Genomic DNA, 18836 nt, shown 5'->3' with positions numbered 1-18836 from the left:
CCACGCCCCGGACCCCGACACACCCTCGACATCACCACCCCCACCGGACACACCTACCAATCCACCGCACCACCACTGCCGGGGTCGGAACCTGTTGAGGCTCCTTCGGTGCGGAACTCCCGGGTCCTCTCCCCCGAGCGTCGTGAACTCCTGCATCACTTAAAAGCCGCAAAATGCGCGCGGCCCGCCGATGCGCTTGCTGCATGATTCCGTGCACATGCTTCAAGATTTCGCGGGAAGTAGCCATGCAGTTCTGCCGCTGGCATCGGCCGTCGCACGCTCACCGCCTCGGCGCGGCTGACGGTTCTGTAGTTCAGCGGCCGGTCAGCGCATGAAGTATTGCCGGCCCCAGCGGTCCGCCGGCGGTCATCAACAGGAGTCCGGCGGCCGGCAAGCCCAGCACCCAGGCTGCCCGACGCCGTCGTGCCCGGTCCAAAGCACCCTTGTACCAAGGCCGGCTGTCCTCGCTCAGCGGGTTGACGCCGAGGATCCGCTGAAGAGTGGAGCGAATGTTTGCCTATTCCTTGCACCCCGCTTCGGACGGTCCCACGCCATCTTGCGGCGGCATTTTTGGGATCCGATAATTGGTTCCGGGAGCTCGCACGAAGGAAAGACCGTGGACAGCCACAACGAATTCCTGGCAGCCGTTATGCCGGTCACAACGATTTTCCGGCGCGAGGACGGCGAGTGGAAGATCATCCACCGGCACGGCGACGCCGTGCCCGACGGCGACAGCGACGCGACCCTCCTGCAGCTCAGCCGGTTCGGGGAGCTGGACAGCACCCCGGACGACGCCGGCTAGCCCCTGTCGGAGATTTACTGCCCGGGGGCCCGGTAGGACGGTGTCTTCTTAGCCGCCTGGTCAAGATCTTCCGGAGTCATGAGCGGTTTCAGACGAACGTTCACGGAGCCGGTCGAATTGATCATGAGGGAAAGGGCTGCGGCGTCGGCCGGGCCCGGAACGTCGAAGACCCCCAGTACGTCGGTTTTGCCGAAGGCATAGTAGAAGCATTCCAGTGAGCCTCCGACAGATTTGAGGGCTTCGACAAGCGCTTCACGGCGCTTGGTGCCCCCTTCGCGCATGAGGCCTTTGATGCCCTCACCCACGTAGGTCGCTTCGAACAGATATTTGGCCATGGTCTCTTACCGTCCCGTGATGTCCAGGACCCGGGCATCCGAAGGTGTGCCCGGAGCCCCTTGAGGGCAGGTCCCGGAGTTGGTCCCCGGCGTGGGGCTGTGGCCACATGGTAGGCCGTCCCCCTTGCCCTTACAACGGTTCCCGCAATGCCCCCGCAGGAACGTCGGGAGCGCTGATCGAAAAGGCGCCGATAAAGACCGGGCCAGGCTGGGCTTTCACACCCTAAGTGGCCTTGGGCCGGACGACGAGGACCGGGCAGGGTGCATGGCCGATGACCTGGGCCGGAACCGAGCCCAGGTGCAGGCCGGGAAAACCGCCGTGGCCGCGGGAGCCAACTACAACGAGGTCCGCGGACTTGGCGGCCTCGAGAAGTGCAGACGCCGCCGAGTCATTGTGGACGACTTGACCGGTGGCGGCCACCCCCGCATCTTCAGCGGTCTTCAGGGCCGCAGCCTGGAACGTCTCTGCTGCTTTTTCCGGGGAGTCCTCTGTCACGATTTCGCCGACGGCCGTTTCCAGCAGGGCCGGATACCAGGCAAGCGCCGGTTTGCTCCAGGCCGTGATGAGACGAAGCTGGCCGTTGCGCTGTTTCGCCTCGTCCACGGCCCACTGCAGGGCATTTTGAGAACTCTCGGAACCGTCAAAACCAACCACAATCACGAACGAACCTGTACCGGTCATCTTCTCTTCCATTCCCTAGCCTCGGTGAGCTGCCTGGACCTTTTCAGTCTCTGTGTCCGCAAAAGTCAGTGTCAAGGTCCGCCGGATGCGGTGCCCGCTGCGGGCTTCAGGACCGGGCAAAGGGCGGACCCTATGACAACGTGCCCGGAGCCTCTATTCTCTAGCCATGAGAGTTGGGGTCACATACCGGCGAGGCAGATCGCGCCGTCCCGGGCGGGACTGCCGCGGCGGCGCGGCGGCACGGCTTGCGGGAAGCCGATGAAGACCAACGGCACCCCGGCTCATGACAATTACGACGAATTCCTGGCGAGATTGGACGCCGCGACAACGAACCTGAGCACGCGGGCGGCCTCGTTGGACAAGGCGCTGGCAGCCGTCTCGTTGCTCCTGGGACCTTACCAATCCGCAGTGCGGGAATGGGAACGCCGTCGACTCGACGTAGGCGAGCAGCTCGCCCAGCAGCCCTGTTCGCTGCACACCCACGCCGCACTGAGCGAGCTCCACGATGTGGCAGGGAAGATGCAGTCCATGCTCGCGGGGCGTACCCAGCGCATCACGGAAAAGCTGTCTGTGATGCACCGTCGTCTCGCGGCAATCCACCAGTCATTGCTGGAGCTGGAAGCAAGCAGGGTCAAACTGAATTCGTCCCGGATGTTGTCACGGGACCGCGAAAAGCTGGGCAGCATCTTTTCTGCACTCGCCGGCTCAACCATGGCCGCTCCAGCCCTCGCTGACATGGGCCTGCTGAGCGATCTCAGGGAAGCACGCGAAGCCGTCATCCTGGCCGAAGCGCTCATGGAAGTAAAGGGGTACTAGTCATGGGAAATTCCCTCGATCAGCCAGGCAAACACACCGTGGTCCTGGTCCGCTGGTCCAAGACGCCGGGCGAACATCCGGTGATCAAGTTCGTTCTGTTCAGTATCGTCGGTGTGATCCTCTGCCTGATCCTGATGATTTTCGTACCCGGCCTCAGGAGTTTGGGAGCCGTGGTCCTATTCACAGTCTTCTTCGCGGCCCTGCTCACTTTTCCCGCCCGCTCGGGCCGGCGGAAATTCATGCGCGGGCTGACCAAAAAAGTTAACGATACCGTCGCCGAGGTGACCAACACTCCCGGCGACCAGCTGTCGTTCAAGGAATTCCAGCGCATGATCAAGAGCGGCGAGCGGCGGCCGCTCCTCGTTGGCGGGGTGCCCGGGTTGACCCTGCATGTGGAACGGATTGCCACGCTGGAGAAGGATGCGCCCAACAGGTGGCTCGCGGTATTCACCGTGGTGCCCCCGGAGAACGGGACGGTGAGTTTCGACCGGTTGGTTGCCGCGGCCATTGACGCCGATCCCGGCACTACGGCCACCCACCCGTCCTAGCGCGCGGGCTAGCGTGCGGGGGCCGGCTTCAGGCCTTTGGCATACGCGGCCTGCCCCACGTGCTGGAGACAATCGGCGATAGTGCTGACCAGCCGCACCCCGAGCGTGACGGGCGGGTCCCAGCGGGTGTCGACTATGCGGTCGAAATCCACATCGCCGAGGAGACCCAGGAACTCCGCGGTCTGCCGGTGCACAGCGTCATAGTATTCGAGCAACAGCTCCGGAGGGGCCTTCACCGAGTCCACCTGCCCGGTCGAATGGCCATAGCCGGTGTCGCGTTCCGGCAGCGGCAGACCGAAGCGTCCCGCGAACCCCTGAGAGGTCCACACCTGTTTCAGGCCGGCGGCGGAGGCGAGCTGGGCGTCCTCCACCCGGCTGAGGTGCCAGATCAGCCACGCAATCGAGTTTCCGTTTCCTGAGGGCCGGCGGACCAGGGCATCGCCATCGACCCCGTCAAGCGTGGCGGCGACGGTCTCCCGGATTCGGACGAAGGCGTCGAGCAGCAGTTCGTTGGATTTCATCGAGTCCCCTCACAGTGCGTTTTCGGTGAGCCCCCATGCTTGCATGGATGCAGCACCACGAGATAGGGCGCTCCGCCGGCTTTGGGGATCCCGGCGCATGACGCCCCCCGCCACTTTTCATCCTTTCGCCGACGGGTTCAGGACCATCGCGGATCCGCCCCCGCGCCTTACGGGTTCGGCCGCGGCGACCATGCCACCGCCGGGCAGGAACTCGATGGCGGTTGCGGCACCGATCTCTGCTGCCGAGGTGAACGCGTCACCCGACGGTGTGAACTGATGGCCGTACGGCGTCAGCTGGCTCCCGTACGCCGCAATGAACTCCGGCTCCGCCGTGACCTTGGCCGTGTTCCGCTGCGAGGCACGCGGCGCTGCGATGGCCTCCGAGATGGTCATGCCCAGGTCCACCCGGTTCAGGATCGTCTGCAGGACGGTGGTGATGATAGTCGATCCGCCGGGCGAGCCGAGCGCGAGGAACGGCGTGCCCTCCTTGAGGATGATGGTCGGCGACATGGACGAGCGCGGGCGTTTCCCCGGTTCGATCCGGTTCGGGTCCGCCGCGTTGTAGACGGTGGAGAAGTCGGTCAGCTCGTTGTTGAGCAGGAAGCCGCGGTCCGGGACCACGATGCCGGACCCGCCGGTCTGCTCGATGGTGAGCGTGTATTCAGCGACGTTTCCCCACTTGTCCGCGACCGTCAGGTTGGTCGTTGAGATGTTTTCGGTATCCTTCTCGTCGGCGGCGGACGCGGCGCCCGCCGGGCACACGCCGTCGTACGCGGACACGTCCCCCGGCAGGACGGGCTTGGCAGCCGCCTGCAGCGGGTCAATCCGGCAGGCGCGCTCCTTGCCGAACAGCGGGTCAGTAAGCGCAGCGGTGGGGACGTCGCCAAACGCCGGGTCGCCTACGTACTTGCCGCGGTCCGCGAACGCCAGCGCACTCGCCTCGAGGTAATGATGCAGGGCGCCGGGCGTGGGCATCCCGGAAAGGTTGAACGAGTCCAGGATGTTCAGCGCCTCGCCGGCTGTGGTGCCGCCGCTGCTGGACGGCGCCATGCCATAGACGTCCAGGCCGCGGTAGTCCACGTGCATGGGCGCCTGGTCCAGGGGACGGTAGGCGGCGAGGTCCGCCGTCGTCAGGTGCCCGACGGGGACGGGCAGCTGTGTGCCGGCCGTTTTGGGCGGGGCCTGGACAGTGGCCGCGATCTCCGCTGCGAGCGGGCCGCCGTAGAAACCGCTGGTGCCCTCCTTCGCGAGGAGCCGGTAGGTCTCGGCGAGCTCGTGGTTCTGGAAGACACTGCCGACGGCGGGGGCGTCGCCGCCCGGAAGGAAGAGGTTGCTGGTCGAGGTGAACGCCCCGAAGCGGAGCTTGTTGTCGAGGGTCTGCTGGCGGAACGTGTCGTCGACCACGAAGCCTCGGGTCGCCACCTTGATGGCCGGCTTGAGCGCATCGCCGAGGCTGACGGTCCCCCAGCGGTCCAGAGCACGCTCCCACGTGGCCGGAGTGCCGGGGACGCCAACGGACACGCCGCTCGTGACGAGCTCGGGCGTGAAGCGGAAGGGCTGGCCGGTCGCCGGGTCGATGAACGCGTCCTGCGGCATTCCGGCCGGTGCCCTCTCGCGGCCGTCGATGGTGCCGACCTCGCCGGCCTTCGCGTCGTAGAACACGAAGTAGCCTCCGCCGCCGATCCCGGAGCTGTACGGCTCGGTCACGCCGAGGGTCGCGGCTGCGGCGACGGCGGCGTCCGCCGCGTTGCCGCCCTTGCGGAGGACCTCGATCGCCGCCGCTGATGCCTCCGGGTCCACGGTGCTCACGGCGCCGCCATACCCGGTGGCGGTCGAGTCCTTGACCGTCTCCCGCGGATCGGCGAACGCGGGGCCGGCGACGGCGCCGCCCGTCACGCTCAGGGCCAGCGCCGCGGTGACGGCCACCAGCCCACGCGTCATAAATGCCATGATCGCTCCCGAGTCCATGTGATGCGTGTTGACAGTGTTTGTCACGCTACTACGCGGTGGTGCGACACTCAACACTTCCCCGCAGCACATTGCTGGTGTTGGCGGCCGGACCATCCGTTTCGGATGAGGTGCCCTCCGGGGGAACGCCCCTAGGGTCGGGACATGTCACGACCCGGTTCGAAGCTTTCCGCGGCCTGCCCGAGGGTCGTCGGCTACTTCACCGTGAGCGCGGTCTGCGGTGTCCTCGCGGCCAGCCTCGTGGTCCCCGCCCTGGCCGGGGCCGGCGTTGCCCTTAAGGCATCGGCCACGTACTTCAACAACCTCCCCTCGGAACTGACGGTCGATTCGCCGTCGCAATCCACGAAGGTCCTGACCGCGGACGGGAAGACGATCGCCACTTTCTACGCGGAGAACCGGGTGAAGGTCGGGCTGGACCAGATGTCTCCCTACATCAAGGACGCGATTGTCGCCGTCGAGGACCGCCGATTTTACGAGCACGCCGGCGTCGACCCGCAGGGGATTCTTCGGGCCCTGGCGTCCAACCTGACCGGTGGAAGCAGGCAGGGCGCCTCAACCCTCACCCAGCAGTACGTCACCAACGTTCTCAACGAGTCCCTGGTGTCCGCGGACAAGGGCGATCAGATCGTCCTCAACGGGCAGAAGAGCATCGGCGACAAGGTGCGCGAAATGCGGCTCGCGATCGAACTGGAAAAGAAGTACTCCAAGGACCAGATCCTGGAGGGCTACCTCAACATCGTCTTCTTCAGCCGGGACGCCTACGGCATTGAAGCCGCGTCGCGCTACTTCTTCAGCACCACAGCCAAGAGCCTGACCCTGCCGCAGGCGGCCCTGCTCGCCGGCCTCGTGAAAAGCCCCAGCTTCTACAACCCCGCCATCTATCCCGACAACGCCATCCAGCGACGCAATCACGTCCTGGATGCCATGCTCAGCATCGGCCGGATCTCCCAGGCGGACCACGACGCCGCCGCCGCCACCGGGGTGGACCTGAACATCACCCCGGGGAGGCAGGGGTGCGCCGACGCTGACATGGCACCGTACTTTTGCGACTACGTTTCGCACCTGATCCTCAACAACCCGGCCTACGGCGTCGACCTTCCCGCGCGTGTGAAGAAACTGTACCGCGGGGGCCTGACCATCACCACCACGCTGGACAGCCGGCTGCAGGCGGCCGCGCAGGCGCAGGTCGACGCCACCGCCGGGGCCAACCCGGACAAGTGGGGCGCGTCGCTGGTCTCCATCGGGCCGGGCACGGGGAAAATTCTGGCGATGGCGCAAAACACCGTGTTCCTCCCCGAACCCGGGAAGTTCGACACCCAACTGAACTTCAACGTGGATTCCAAGGACGCCAAGGGCAATGACCTGAACGGCGCCGGCGGGTTCCAGCCCGGGTCAACCATGAAACCGTTCACCCTGGCGGAGTGGCTCCAGGAGGGCAAGTCCCTGGCCGACCAGGTGGATGCCTCCCGCCGGTCCTATCCGCTTGGTTTCCGCTGGAAATCCAGCTGCGGCAAAGTCCTCGGGGCCTACGACACGAAGCAGCGGGCCCTCGGAGCGGCCGATGATCTGCAGAACAACGACGCCGGGTACTACCGCCGCATGCGCGTCGACTACGGGGTTTATAACTCCATCAACACCGCCACTTTCGCGGAGGCCGCGCAACTGGATTTCTGCGGCATCCAGAAAATGGTGGACAAGACAGGAATCCACAGCGGCCTGGACAACGCCCCGGTGAACATGCATCAACTGGGCAACCTGCTGGGAGCGATTGGTGTGGCGCCGCTCGTTTTGGCTAATGCATTTGCCACGTTCGCCAATGACGGCAAGTACTGCGAGCCCGTCGCCCTTGTGGAAGTGACCGATGCGGCGGGACAGCAGCTTCCGGCCGAAACCAAGTCCTGCCGTGATGCCATCAAGCCCAACGTTGCCCGCGGCGTCACCTCCGTGCTTCAGGACGTGCTGAAGAAGGGGTCCGGCGTCTACATCAAACCCAAGGTCCAAAGCCAGTACCCGGTGGCGGCCAAAACCGGAACCTCCAACACCAACGGCGCCACCTGGGTGGTCGGCTACACCAGCGGCCTGGCCACCGCCTCCTTCTTCGGCGACGCCCTGGACGGCCAAAAACGCCCCGGACAGAACATCACCGTCAACGGCAAGTTCTACAACAGCATCGACGGCTACATGCTCGCCGGCCCGCAGTGGGCGAACTACATGCTCGAGGTCGCCGGGCTCTACCCCGCCGAGGCGTTTCCGCCGCCGCCCGAGTCCATGACCAAGAAGCCCGACCGATCCAATGATGAAGAGGACTGACCGGGGCGCTCCCCCTCAGTGGCGCAGGTCCAGCGCGTCGAGGAGCCGTCTGACCGAGCCGCCGAGGTTCCATTCGGTGGCCAGACGCTCGAGTTCGGCCCGGGGATCCCCGACGGCGGGGTGCAGTTGCGCGCCGGCCTGCTCCAGCGTCGGCAGCTCAAGGTCGCGCACGACTTTCACGACGGCTGGCGCGACTGCCAGGTAGTCAGCGGCCGCGGCGAGCTTCGACCGGACGGAGGCCGACAGCCCGCTTCCCGAATCCGTGGCCGCCGCGAGCAGCCCGTCGAGCGTGCCGTACTCCCCGAGCAGCGACGCGGCGGTCTTCTCGCCGATGCCGGAGACGCCCGGCAGGCCGTCGGAGGTGTCGCCGCGGAGGGTCGCGTAGTCGGCGTACTGCCCGGGCAGCACACGGTATTTTCCGACGACCACCGCGTCGGTCAGGACTTCGAGGTTCTTCATGCCACGCGCGGTGTAGATCACCCGTACGTCGCGTGTGTCGTCGATGACCTGGAAGAGGTCGCGGTCGCCGGTCACCACATCCACGGGAAGCCCTGCGTGGCTGGCGTAGGTGCCGACGACGTCGTCGGCCTCATGTCCGGCAGCCCCCACGACGGCGATGCCGGCGAGGCCGAGCACCCGGCGGATCATCGGAATCTGGGCCTCAAGCGCGTCCGGCACCACCTCCAGGTCAGGGGCACCCGCGACCACCTCGGCGACCCGGTGCGACTTGTAGCTCGGGATCAGGTCAACGCGCCACTGCGGCCGCCAATCGTCGTCCCAGCAGGCAACCAGATGCGTCGCGTCATAGTCGGCAGTGAGCCGCGCGATCATGTCGAGCAGCCCTCGAACGGCATTCACGGGCGTGCCGTCGGCGCGGCGGATCGTGTCGGGCACGCCGTAGAAGGCTCGAAAGTACAGCGACGCGGTGTCGAGCAGCATGAGGCGGGGCATACCTGATCCTGACACGGATGCGCCCGATCACGGTGGGAAATCGTGGCTTCGTCTCCGATCCCGCTGTTTGTTACCGCGTTGCCGGACAACGCCATGTTGCAGACGTGCTCTGCAACGTGGCGGAGGGGCCGTCACAACTGCCTGGCCTGAGGGCCCGCCTTGGCGGCGGACCACGTTGAACCCGACCCGCTCCACCCATTCCAGTGCGGCTGGTGCATCCCGGTAGCTGAGGTAGGCACAGAGTTTCGCGTTCATGACGGGATGGTAGTCGGGCCAGGATGCTGTTGCTAGCATGTGGGCGAGGTGGCTCATGAAAAGCAGGACCGCGGAGCACGCATCGGCCGACGCGATAGCCGCTGTTGCAGCGTACGCTGTCGCGGGCAGCTGGCTCGCCGCGGTGCACTCCCCCGGGCTCGGTCTTCTGTCCGTCGGCCTGGGCGCCGGCGCCGTGGTCATCGGAGGGCCCGCCGCCTCCCTCTTGCGGCGCCATCCCCGCTACTCGACGCCCGCAGACCGGGTCACGCTGCTGCGGGCCGTCCTGGTGTCCCTTTGCGCCGTGTTGGCCGTACCGGTGTTGTTCACGGGTTCCCCCCACGACCCGCTCCTTGTCGTCATGGGGGCCGCTGCTTTCCTGCTCGACGCCGTCGACGGTGCTGTCGCCCGGCGCACCGGAACTGCGTCCGCGGCGGGAGCCCGACTTGATACCGCGACCGACGCCGCTTTGGTGCTTGTTCTGTCCGCCGCAGCCGCGGCTGCTATCGGGCCCTGGACCCTCGGCATCGGAGCCCTGTACTACGTTTTTGTGGCCGCCGGCCGCTTTCGCCCCCACCTTCGCGCGCCGGTTCCTTCGAGCAAGGCGCGCAAGGCGATCGGGGCCTTCCAGCCGTTCGCGCTGCTCCTTGCCTTGACGCCGGGCATTCCCCCGGTTCTTGCGTGTGCGGCGCCGGCAGTAGCATTTCCGCTGCTCATGTTCTCCTTCGCCCGCGACGTCGTCGAGCTGGAACGGCGCCGCGAGGGACAGCGCGGTCTTTCCGGGCGCGAAGGACGAGCAGTCCGGCCAGCCCCGCCAAGGTGATGACACCGAATCCGATGATGGTGGCCGAGACGCCGAAGGCCTCCGCACCGAAGCCCAGCAGGGCCGAGCCGAACGGGGTCGTGCCGGCGAGCAGGAGCACAAACAGGCTCATGACCCGGCCGCGCAACCGGTCCGGCGCGAGCCCCTGGAGCCGGGTGTTGACTGTGGTGGTGAACACCGTGCCGCTGAGTCCGGCCAGCACCATGAGCCCAAGACTCACCGGGTAGGACCGTGAGATGCCGAGGAGGATCAATATCAGCGCAAGAGCCCCGCCCGAGGTGATCATCCGGCGGTCGTTGCTGCCGCCGATGACCACCAGGCCGACGCCGGCGACAAGTGACCCGGCACCGAACGCCGACATCAGCGCGCCGAAGCCGACGGACTCCACATTCAGCACATCGCGCGCCAGCAGCGGCGCTGCGACTGGCCAGTTGTAGCCGAAAGTACCGACGACGGCCAGTGCCCCGAGGACAAATAGCACAGCGGGAGTATGAGTGACATAACGGAGGCCCTCCCGCAGGGCGCCGTGACGGGCGGGCCTGACCCGGGAGACGCGAAGCTCGCCGCTGCGGAGCGCAAGTAAGGCGCCAAGTGCCGCGGTAAAGCTGGCCGCGTTGATGAAAAATACGGCTGCGGCCGAAAAATGCGCCACCACCAAGCCGCCGAGGGCAAACCCGATCATCCGGCCGGAGTTGAACTGCACACTGTTCATCGCCACGGCATCGGGCACCAGCGTGGGGCCCACCATCTCGGGGACAAACGCCTGCTGGGCAGGATTGTTGAACGCGTTCGACACCCCGAGGGTGAATGCCAGGAGGGCCAGCTGCCAGATTTGCGGGGAGCCGGACAGCGCCAGAAAGCCCAGCAAGAGCGCCTGCACCGTAGCGAGCGCCTGGGCCGCCAGCATTATTCGCCGCTTGGGGAGACGATCGGCCAGGACTCCTGCCGGCAGCACGAACATCAGCAGCGGCAGGAACTGCATGGTGGTCACCAGGCCCAGGACAGCAGCGGACCCGCTGATGTCCAGCACAAGCCAGGCCATCGCCACCATCTGCATCCACGTGCCGGTGCCGGAGATGAGCTGGCCCGTCCAAAAGAGTGCGAAGTTCCGCACCCGCAACGCGCGCAGCAGATCAGCTGCGCGCCGGGGCGGCGGAGCCCCGGGCTCCCTCCCGGCCGCCGGCGGGACGGTGCTGTCAGGCGGAATCACCGAACAGCGCTCCGCGGCACCGGCCGGATGGGGCGTCCGTGGACGCGCTACAGGCAGCGAATCGGTAAGTCATCATGAACTTCAATGTAGAGGGTCTGAGGCCCTGGAGCACCGTCTCCGTCGCGGGAGGTTGAGGCTTAATGAGCGCGCCGCAGTTGTCAGAAGAGGTCAGCCAGGTCCTCGTTGGCCTCGTCCAGGTAAAAGGCCTTGGGATCAAGCGTTTCGCCCGGCAGCATTCCCAGCCACTCCCGATATTTCTGGTGCTCTTCGTGGCTGGGATCGTTCACTGCCTCGACAACGTTCGCCCAGCCCCACGTGCCGCCGCTGTCCTCCGCCGGCGCCGCGCCGCGCCCGGCTGTGCACCGCGGCAGCTGCCCGCCGCCGTCGTCGGCCGGCAGAATTTTCTCCGCCTTGATGGCGAACACCCAGTTGTCGCCAAAGTCGTACGTGTAGCTCATGGTGCTGCCCGCGGCCGGCAGCAGCTCGCCGACGGTCACCTTCGATTCGTCAAGGGAAGCATCGCCGTAGAAGTCGCTGTCGCCGTCCAGGTCCACCGGCGCATACGCGGGTCCGCGGAATCCCCCGGTGCGGAACTCGTGCAGGTGGTAGTCGAACCAGCCGAACAGCGCCTGGATCACCTGGTGCAGCTGAGGCAGCGGCATGCCGCCAAGGCAACGGGGCGCTGCTTCTGGCCCTGGACGGCTTCCAGATCTACCTGGTGGCCACCGGCAGCCGACAAGGGCACCCGACGGGCGGTATCGCCGAGCACCACCTGATGTGGGCCACCGACAGTGCGGCGGCGCCGGATCATTTCGAGCAGGTGCTCAAGGACCTTGGCTGCTACACCTAAACGCATACCGGCGGGGAGGTGACGTTCACTAGGGCCGGGGCCCGGAGGGCCTCCGCGTGGCCGTCGCCTACCCCGGCCCGCAGCAGCAGCCCCGTTCAGTGCTTGACGGCCGCCTCCGGCCAGCCGGCTTTTAGTAGCCGGTGAACTCCTCCGTGCGGATGTCATCGTCGTCGACGCCGGCCCCGTTGAGGAGACTACGCATGGCGGTGACCATGCCGGCAGGACCGCAGAGATAGTAGATCGGCACGGTCAGGTCCTCGACGTACCTGGCTATCATGTCTTTGTCGATGAACCCGGTTTCCCCGGCCCAGGCCTGCCGCGAATTTTCGGGCTCGGTCATGGTGGCCACGACGGTGACGTTGGCCTGTGCCCCGGCGACGCGGCCCAGTTCGTCCAGGAAGGCCGCGTCCTCCGGACGTTTGTTGGAGTAGAACACAATAATCCTGTGCCCCGTCTTGTCATGGACCGATTGCAGGGTGATGCTGCGCACGGGTGTGATTCCGATTCCGCCGGTCAGAAAGACCGCGGGCCTGGCGACCTTGTTGTGCAGGGTAAAGGATCCGTAGGGGGCGTCCAGCTCCACCTCGGTCCCAATCGGCATGTCCTTGAGAACACGCTTGAATGCCGTGTCGCGCATGCGGGTCGTGCACATCAGGTTGGGTTCGTAGGGGGCGCTGGACATGGAGAATCCGCGGGTGTTTCCCTCCGCATCGGTCTCCGCTGGGTCGATCAGGGTGTAGTCCGCGAATTGGCCGGCCTTGTACGTAAAGCCCGCGGGCTTTTCAAACTGAAACAGCATTGTTTCTTCGGCTGCTGCTTCCTTCTTGACCAGCCTGGTTCTTGGCAGTGACATGGTGGAACCCCTTTCCTGTGATCGTGCCTTATGCATATGTCTGCTGACGGTGCCTGCCAGGACGGCAGTGGGCGCTACCTCACGGTGACCGGCGAGAACCGGGGTGCGGACCAGGCTCACTGCCCGGCCCCAAAAGAGCGAGTGGGCCGGGGTACACGTAGCCGCCGATCCAGTAGTCCTGCGTCAGCTCCTGGCCGGCTGACGCGGACCGCCGGCGGTCGGCGCCGCCGGGTGCCACCCGGCGCCGGAGCGTCATATCCGCCGGGAGAGGATGGCTTGTTTGACCTCGGCGATGGCCTGCGTGACCTTTATGCCACGCGGGCAAGCCTCCGTGCAATTAAAGACGGTGCGGCACCGCCAGACACCTTCCTTGTCGTTAAGGATCTGAAGGCGCAAGTCGCCGGCGTCGTCCCGGGAGTCGAAGATGAAGCGGTGGGCGTTCACGATCGCCGCGGGACCGAAGTATTGTCCGTCGGTCCAGAAGACCGGGCACGAGCCCGTACACGCGGCACACAGAATGCACTTGGTGGTGTCATCGAAACGTTCACGCTCTTCGGGGGACTGCAGGCGCTCCTTCGTCGGCTCGTGGCCGGCACCGATGAAGTACGGCATGATCTCACGGTAGGACTGGAAGAACGGTTCCATGTCCACAATCAGGTCCTTCTCCACCGGCAGGCCCTTGATGGCCTCAATGGTCACCGGTTTGTCCAGGTTGAGGTCCTTGAGCAAAACCTTGCAGGCCAGGCGGTTGCGGCCGTTGATCCGCATGGCATCGGAACCGCACACCCCGTGGGCGCAGGAACGCCGGAAGGACAGCGAGCCGTCAATTTCCCATTTGATCTTGTGCAGCGCATCCAGGACCCGGTCCGTGCCGTGCATGGTCAGCGAATAGTCTTCCCAGCGGGCCTCGTCGGAGACTTCCGGGTTGTAGCGGCGGATCCGCAGGGTGACTTCGAAGGTGGGGATCTCTCCCCCTCCAACAGAGTGCGGCAGATCTATTTTCGAGGCGGGTTCGGTGGCCTGGGGGCTGCTCATGGACTCCTGCGCTCCCTGTTGGGGCTCTTCCGGTCTCCCATGATGGCGGACATTATTAGTGGCCGCCGAAAACATGGGAAAGGTGGATGAAAAGGAAGGGGATCATCACCACTGCCCACAGTCCGAGGGCAACCCAAAGCATTTGGACATGATACTTGGGGCCCTTCTTCCAGAAATCGATGAGGATTATCCGCACACCGCCGAACGCATGGAAGACCACGGCCGCGACCAGGCCGGCCTCCCCTATGCCCATGACCGGGTTCTTGTAGGTGCCTATGACGGCGTTATAGGCCTCGGGCGATACCCGGACCATGGAAGTATCCAGGACATGCACGAGGAGGAAGAAGAAAATAGCAACGCCGGTAATCCGGTGGGCGACCCACGCCCACTGTCCCTGTTGCCCGCGGTAAAGAGTCCAGGATGCAGTCTTTGACACCGGCCCCTCCTCGCTCCGTGCGCCGGCGACCCAAGGACGTACATAGTCGGACGGCGGACTCACCTGTGAGTCTACGACCGCTTGGGGAAAGGTCAACCCGCCGGGCGCAGCCCGCCATGGGATTGCCGGTGATCGAGGGGATAATGACGCAGCAGACAAAGGTGATGATCGGGGCCGGCTCGCCCGCATGGACGGAAAGACGTGGGGCAGTATATCGGGCCATCGATCCCGGACCGGACACCGGCGCCCGGGTATCCACGACAGCCGGACATTAGCGAAGACGAACGAAACCGACCACGGACGGCCCAGTGCCCATACCGCCGCGTAGATAGTCAGCAGCCCCTCGGCCCGCGCTGAGGGACCTTGCGCCCGTCATCCCAGATCTCCCGTTGCCTGTCCATCGCGGAAGCGTAATCTGGGGATCAGGGATCAGGCATCCCCGGAAGCCGCACGGGCATCACCGATCGAAGGTACATCGTGGCACGTGACTATAATCTGGACAACCCGGACGGTTCCCGGTCCGCTGTCTCCGCCACGGGCCCGCGGACGCCGGCCAGCTTCCGGGAGGAGCTCTCAACGGAAGCGAACGCCGTCGTCGATGACTCCTGGGCCGGGTCCGCTCCTGCGCAATACGGGGTGGCGCCGCGGGTGCGCATAGGGAACAGCAAATGGTTTAACCTGCTGTGGTTGCTGCCGATCGGCTTCGTGCTGCTGATCACTGCCGTGGCCCTCGCCAAGGGACTTCGTGGTGTCCCCGCCGTGGCGGAGTTCATCAGGGAATATCCGGGCCGGGTTGTTCCGCCCGGAGCCGAAGCCCGGGCGGGGTTCCCTGCCTGGATCGGGTGGCAGCATTTCTTCAACATGGTGCTCCTGGTCCCCATCATCCGGGCAGGGCTAGCCATCCTTGCCGATCATCCGAGGCTGTACTGGACCCGGCACTCAACCCCGGGCAAGGAATGGTTCCGGATGCAGACGCCGGTACCGGCAGACCCGCTGTACACGGCCAAGCAGGACTCCATCACCCTCCCCGACGGCGTGGGCCTGCCGGGCCGGCGGCACTCAATCGGACTGGCACGCTGGTGGCACCTGGGTATGGACACGCTCTGGCTGCTCAATGGCCTGATCTTTTACCTTCTCATCTTCACCACGGGGCAGTGGCTCCGCCTGGTGCCCACCAATTGGGACGTCATCCCCAATGCCCTCTCGATGTCCATCCAGTACGCCTCCCTGAACTGGCCAACCGACGACAGTTGGGTGGCCTACAACAGTCTCCAGGTCCTCGCCTACTTCATCACGGTCTTTATCGCCGCGCCGCTGGCGTTCATCACCGGGCTGGGCATGTCCCCGGCGCTGTCCACAAAATTCAGGCGGATCAGCAGGGTCTTCAGCATCCAGGTCGCCCGGTCGCTGCATTTCCTGGTCCTGGTCTGGTTCGTGCTGTTCATCGTGATGCACGTCTCCCTCGTCGTCGCGACAGAGGCACTGCGGAACTTCAACTACATGTATGCGGGCCGCAACTCCGGGGACTGGTACGGGTTCTGGGTCTTCGCCGCATCCCTGGCCATAATGATCGTGATCTGGGTGGGCGTCACCCCGCTCACCTACCGGCATCCGCGGATGGTCCAGCGGATCGGGTTTGCGCTCATCGGACCGGCGCAACGGCTGTTCGAGCACCTCGATTCCAAACCCGGACGGTACACCGAAAAAGACATTTCCCCGTATATGTGGCACAACGGCAAGTACCCCGAATCCACCGAATACAAAACGCTTCTGGCCACAGGCTTCGCCGACTACCGCCTCCGGGTCTCCGGCCTCGTAAAGAACCCGGTGGAACTCGACCTGGCCCAGCTTCACGGACTGGCCCACCATGAGCAGATCACCCAGCACTTCTGCATCCAGGGCTGGTCAGGCGTCGCCAAATGGGGCGGCGTCTCCATGCAAACCATCATCGACCTGGTGCAGCCGGACCCGGAGGCGAAGTGGGTGATCTTCTACTCCTTCGCCGAAGGATCCGACGGCGGCATCTACTATGACGCGCAGCCGATCGAACAGATGAGCTACCACCTCACCATGCTCGCCTACGACATGAACAACGCGCCGCTGCCCTACGGACACGGCGCACCGCTGCGTCTGCGCAACGAGGTCCAGCTCGGCTTCAAACTCGTCAAATGGATCAAAGGCATCGAATTCGTCAAGGACTTCTCCCACATCGGCGGCGGCGAAGGCGGGTACAACAACGACCACGAATTCTTCGGCTACCGCCAATCCATCTAGCATCACGCCCCACACCCGACGAAATCCCGGAACCTCCCATGACGAGCGGGCTAGGTAAAGAACGCGGCGGCCCAGTCCGCTGGGGTCCAGCGGACTGGGCCCGAGCCGGCATGCAGTGGTTCGACCCGCAGAAACACTTCTGTGGACGTCGGGTAACCCCGGGGTCGATGTCATCGGCCACGGTGCCAACCCCACTGATCCGCGCGCTCGTCACCGCCCTCATACGGCGCCGCCCGGCACCACGTCTTGTTGGGGCCGGGTCTGAGCTGCGGGCCCTGGCCGGGCGGTACCTGCGGGACGGGAGAACCTCTGCCCCGTCCGTACGGAGGTCAGGAGCACCCGACCCCGGGTTTCGGCACGAAAACACGCCTTGGGTAACGGACCATCGATGTGCTGGACTCATCGCCGCGAGCAAAGAAACCGGCGGCAACCGCGAAGGTTCCCATACGTACTCTCACTCCGTGTCTTCCTGGTCGGCGGATGGAGACCGAAGCCGTGGAGCCGCGCTGCTGGAACGGCCCAATGCAGTGCGGCCCGGGATTCGTCGGATCCGTCCACCCCTTCCACGATCCTCGCGCCATGCGTGTTGCTCACCGCCTGGTCGGGATCAGCTCCGGCCGCGTCAGTGGTTGTGCCGTTCCCAGTCATGGATCGGTTCCTTCCGGAAGTCCTTCTCCTGGGGTGCGCCGGACGCAAGGTGGCTACCGTCCGATCAGGTCGGCCAGGACATGGGCCTCACTGATGTCGGCGGCTTTGGTTGCCGTCAGCAACGTCAGCCGTTGGCCCTTGGCGAGTTCGCGCAGATGCTCAAGCGCCTGCGCCCGGGCGGGGTCTTTAAGCTCGGCCTTGTAGCGCTTGGCAAACTCGTCGAACTTGGCAGGGTCGTGGCCGTACCATTTGCGCAGCTCCGTTGACGGGGAGACGTCTTTGCACCACTCGTCCAGTGCCGCCTTGGCCTTGGTCATCCCGCGGGGCCAGATGTGGTCCACCAGAACCCGCATGCCGTCGTCGTCCCTGGTCGCATCATAGACCCGGCGCACCTGAACATCCGTTGTAGTCGACATTCCCCAGCCTCCTCGCTGACTTGCCGCACGGCACTGATACCTTCCGTGGAAAAGTGACGCCCGAAGCGGCGAAAAACCCTGTGGGTCTTCGTCCTCGGTGACATTATGCTCTCCCGATCCCTGCAGGAGCCACATCACCATGAGGATGCACCGGACCGCTCAGCAGGCCTGCGCCCGCGCCCCAGCCAGCGCGTTCCAGGCCTGACGCGAAAATGAAGGTGATATGGGCCGGGGTGCGGCCGGGCCAATCGGTTCACCGGCGCGGGGTATCGGCCCCCTATCCGGTCCCCTGCAGGTGTTCGAGGGCGACCTGGTAGCCGAGACCTCCGAGTTGTCACCCGCTCTTTCTTTGCTGCACAGCGCCTTGCCTCGGGTGTAGTCGTCCGCTAAAAGTCGAAGGACAGGACGGCCCCGTCACCGCGATCGATCTAAGTCCGGAGCTAAACAGCAATCGGTTCGGTACCGGTGTAATGGTTCAGGGCAGGGTGATGACGCATAGACTTGGTTGAACAAAAGGGAGCAGATGCACGTCCGGCGGCGCGTCGCCGTCGCCGCCGAGTAACTGTTGCACGAGTCCGAGGTGGACCGAGCAGACAACCTGCGGGTGCCGCCTCGCGGCATGGCGGAACGGGCACCACCGCAACTCGATGGCATCGCCGTCCGGCGATGGGTCGAAGCCGAGCCCGTCAAGGACCTCAAGGAGCACGCTCCGTCGATCGACGGAGTCGGAGCGTTCGGCTAGGAGCCCGCGTGCCCAGTCACGGCCGGCGTTAATGGCACTGCTCCGTCCCTGGTCCGCGTCGCTGCGTGCGAGGGCTCCGGCGAGCACCTCGATCAGCTGCTCCCGTGAACCCTCATCGCGTTCGGCCTCGAGGACGGCCGTATACAGCACACGCGGGCGGCCGCGGCGCCTGTCCCCGCCGGATTCGCGCTGGACGAGCCGCGCCTCCTCAAGTAGGTCCAGGTGGAACCGGACCGTGGAAACGTGCAGTTCCAGCACGCTGGCGATGGCCTGCGCCTCCAGGGGACCGGACGAACCGGCCACGGCGTCGAGGACACGCCGCCGCGTGTGCGATGCCAACGCGGAATGGTAGTTCTCGTCCCTC

General features: G+C 65.4%; 19 protein-coding genes and 1 pseudogene. 8 read left to right on the top strand and 12 right to left on the bottom strand.

The window, feature by feature from the left end; translation table 11 throughout:
• Positions 1-207 (top strand): annotated as a pseudogene (locus BJQ90_RS07560) (hypothetical protein); the annotation flags it as partial.
• A 409-nt stretch (positions 208-616) separates the two neighbouring features.
• Positions 617-802 carry a hypothetical protein gene (locus tag BJQ90_RS07555; RefSeq protein ID WP_226759679.1) on the top strand — a complete coding sequence of 62 codons (186 nt, stop codon included), beginning with the start codon at positions 617-619 and terminating at the stop codon, positions 800-802.
• 14 nt (positions 803-816) lie between these two features.
• Here the strand turns inward: BJQ90_RS07555 and BJQ90_RS07550 are convergent, their stop codons facing one another.
• Positions 817-1137 (bottom strand): GYD domain-containing protein, encoded by a 321-nt coding sequence (locus BJQ90_RS07550; RefSeq protein WP_226759678.1) that lies wholly within the window; start codon positions 1135-1137, stop codon positions 817-819.
• A 223-nt stretch (positions 1138-1360) separates the two neighbouring features.
• Complete coding sequence (locus BJQ90_RS07545; RefSeq protein ID WP_226759677.1) at positions 1361-1831, bottom strand: universal stress protein; 471 nt, start codon at positions 1829-1831, stop codon at positions 1361-1363.
• A gap of 246 nt (positions 1832-2077) precedes the next feature.
• On the opposite strand from BJQ90_RS07545, the gene BJQ90_RS07540 reads away from it, so the two are divergent.
• Positions 2078-2635, top strand: coding sequence for a hypothetical protein (locus tag BJQ90_RS07540; RefSeq protein ID WP_226759676.1), 558 nt, complete (start codon positions 2078-2080; stop codon positions 2633-2635).
• 2 nt (positions 2636-2637) lie between these two features.
• Positions 2638-3183, top strand: coding sequence for a hypothetical protein (locus tag BJQ90_RS07535; RefSeq protein WP_226759675.1), 546 nt, complete (start codon positions 2638-2640; stop codon positions 3181-3183).
• Positions 3184-3191: 8 nt separating this feature from the next.
• On the opposite strand, the gene BJQ90_RS07530 is transcribed toward BJQ90_RS07535, so the two are convergent.
• Together BJQ90_RS07530 and ggt are read right to left on the bottom strand one after the other, a co-directional pair.
• Positions 3192-3704, bottom strand: coding sequence for a mycothiol transferase (locus tag BJQ90_RS07530; protein WP_226759674.1), 513 nt, complete (start codon positions 3702-3704; stop codon positions 3192-3194).
• Between the two features lie 117 nt (positions 3705-3821).
• Positions 3822-5645 (bottom strand): gamma-glutamyltransferase, encoded by a 1824-nt coding sequence (gene ggt, locus BJQ90_RS07525; protein WP_413463653.1) that lies wholly within the window; start codon positions 5643-5645, stop codon positions 3822-3824.
• 171 nt (positions 5646-5816) lie between these two features.
• On the opposite strand from ggt, the gene BJQ90_RS07520 reads away from it, so the two are divergent.
• On the top strand, positions 5817-7982 hold the full coding sequence (locus BJQ90_RS07520) for a transglycosylase domain-containing protein (protein ID WP_226759672.1): 2166 nt from the start codon (positions 5817-5819) through the stop codon (positions 7980-7982).
• 15 nt (positions 7983-7997) lie between these two features.
• Here BJQ90_RS07520 and BJQ90_RS07515 read toward each other — a convergent pair whose 3' ends face one another.
• The gene (locus tag BJQ90_RS07515; RefSeq protein ID WP_226759682.1) at positions 7998-8921 is read right to left on the bottom strand and encodes a 5'-3' exonuclease; all 924 of its coding nucleotides are present in this window, start codon (positions 8919-8921) and stop codon (positions 7998-8000) included.
• A 322-nt stretch (positions 8922-9243) separates the two neighbouring features.
• Between BJQ90_RS07515 and BJQ90_RS07510 the strand changes: the two genes are divergently transcribed.
• On the top strand, positions 9244-10008 hold the full coding sequence (locus tag BJQ90_RS07510) for a CDP-alcohol phosphatidyltransferase family protein (protein ID WP_226759671.1): 765 nt from the start codon (positions 9244-9246) through the stop codon (positions 10006-10008).
• Here BJQ90_RS07510 and BJQ90_RS07505 read toward each other — a convergent pair.
• Positions 9899-11218 (bottom strand): MFS transporter, encoded by a 1320-nt coding sequence (locus BJQ90_RS07505; protein WP_226759670.1) that lies wholly within the window; start codon positions 11216-11218, stop codon positions 9899-9901. The genes BJQ90_RS07510 and BJQ90_RS07505 overlap by 110 nt on opposite strands.
• A 158-nt stretch (positions 11219-11376) precedes the next feature.
• The gene (locus tag BJQ90_RS07500; RefSeq protein WP_226759669.1) at positions 11377-11880 is read right to left on the bottom strand and encodes a plasmid pRiA4b ORF-3 family protein; all 504 of its coding nucleotides are present in this window, start codon (positions 11878-11880) and stop codon (positions 11377-11379) included.
• A 56-nt stretch (positions 11881-11936) separates the two neighbouring features.
• On the opposite strand from BJQ90_RS07500, the gene BJQ90_RS22460 reads away from it, so the two are divergent.
• Positions 11937-12068 (top strand): hypothetical protein, encoded by a 132-nt coding sequence (locus BJQ90_RS22460; protein WP_264197059.1) that lies wholly within the window; start codon positions 11937-11939, stop codon positions 12066-12068.
• 130 nt (positions 12069-12198) lie between these two features.
• On the opposite strand, the gene BJQ90_RS07495 is transcribed toward BJQ90_RS22460, so the two are convergent.
• The 3 genes from BJQ90_RS07495 to sdhC form a co-directional block, all read right to left on the bottom strand.
• Positions 12199-12921, bottom strand: coding sequence for an FAD-dependent oxidoreductase (locus tag BJQ90_RS07495; protein ID WP_226759668.1), 723 nt, complete (start codon positions 12919-12921; stop codon positions 12199-12201).
• A 252-nt stretch (positions 12922-13173) separates the two neighbouring features.
• The gene (locus BJQ90_RS07490; RefSeq protein ID WP_226759667.1) at positions 13174-13956 is read right to left on the bottom strand and encodes a succinate dehydrogenase iron-sulfur subunit; all 783 of its coding nucleotides are present in this window, start codon (positions 13954-13956) and stop codon (positions 13174-13176) included.
• 55 nt (positions 13957-14011) lie between these two features.
• A complete protein-coding gene (sdhC, locus tag BJQ90_RS07485) occupies positions 14012-14392 on the bottom strand; it encodes a succinate dehydrogenase, cytochrome b556 subunit (protein ID WP_226759666.1) in 381 nt (126 codons plus the stop codon).
• A gap of 477 nt (positions 14393-14869) precedes the next feature.
• On the opposite strand from sdhC, the gene BJQ90_RS07480 reads away from it, so the two are divergent.
• The gene (locus BJQ90_RS07480) at positions 14870-16666 is read left to right on the top strand and encodes a molybdopterin-dependent oxidoreductase (protein WP_226759665.1); all 1797 of its coding nucleotides are present in this window, start codon (positions 14870-14872) and stop codon (positions 16664-16666) included.
• Between the two features lie 701 nt (positions 16667-17367).
• Here BJQ90_RS07480 and BJQ90_RS07475 read toward each other — a convergent pair.
• Complete coding sequence (locus BJQ90_RS07475; protein WP_226759664.1) at positions 17368-17730, bottom strand: DUF488 domain-containing protein; 363 nt, start codon at positions 17728-17730, stop codon at positions 17368-17370.
• 475 nt (positions 17731-18205) lie between these two features.
• Positions 18206-18811, bottom strand: a complete 606-nt coding sequence (locus BJQ90_RS07470) for a helix-turn-helix transcriptional regulator (RefSeq protein WP_413463652.1) — start codon at positions 18809-18811, stop codon at positions 18206-18208.
• Between the last annotated feature and the right edge of the window lie 25 nt (positions 18812-18836).

Source organism: Arthrobacter sp. SO3 (assembly GCF_020532825.1).
GTDB lineage: Bacteria > Actinomycetota > Actinomycetes > Actinomycetales > Micrococcaceae > Arthrobacter.
The sequence above is the reverse complement of the archived record's forward strand: the minus strand, read 5'-3'. Positions and strand labels throughout refer to the sequence as shown.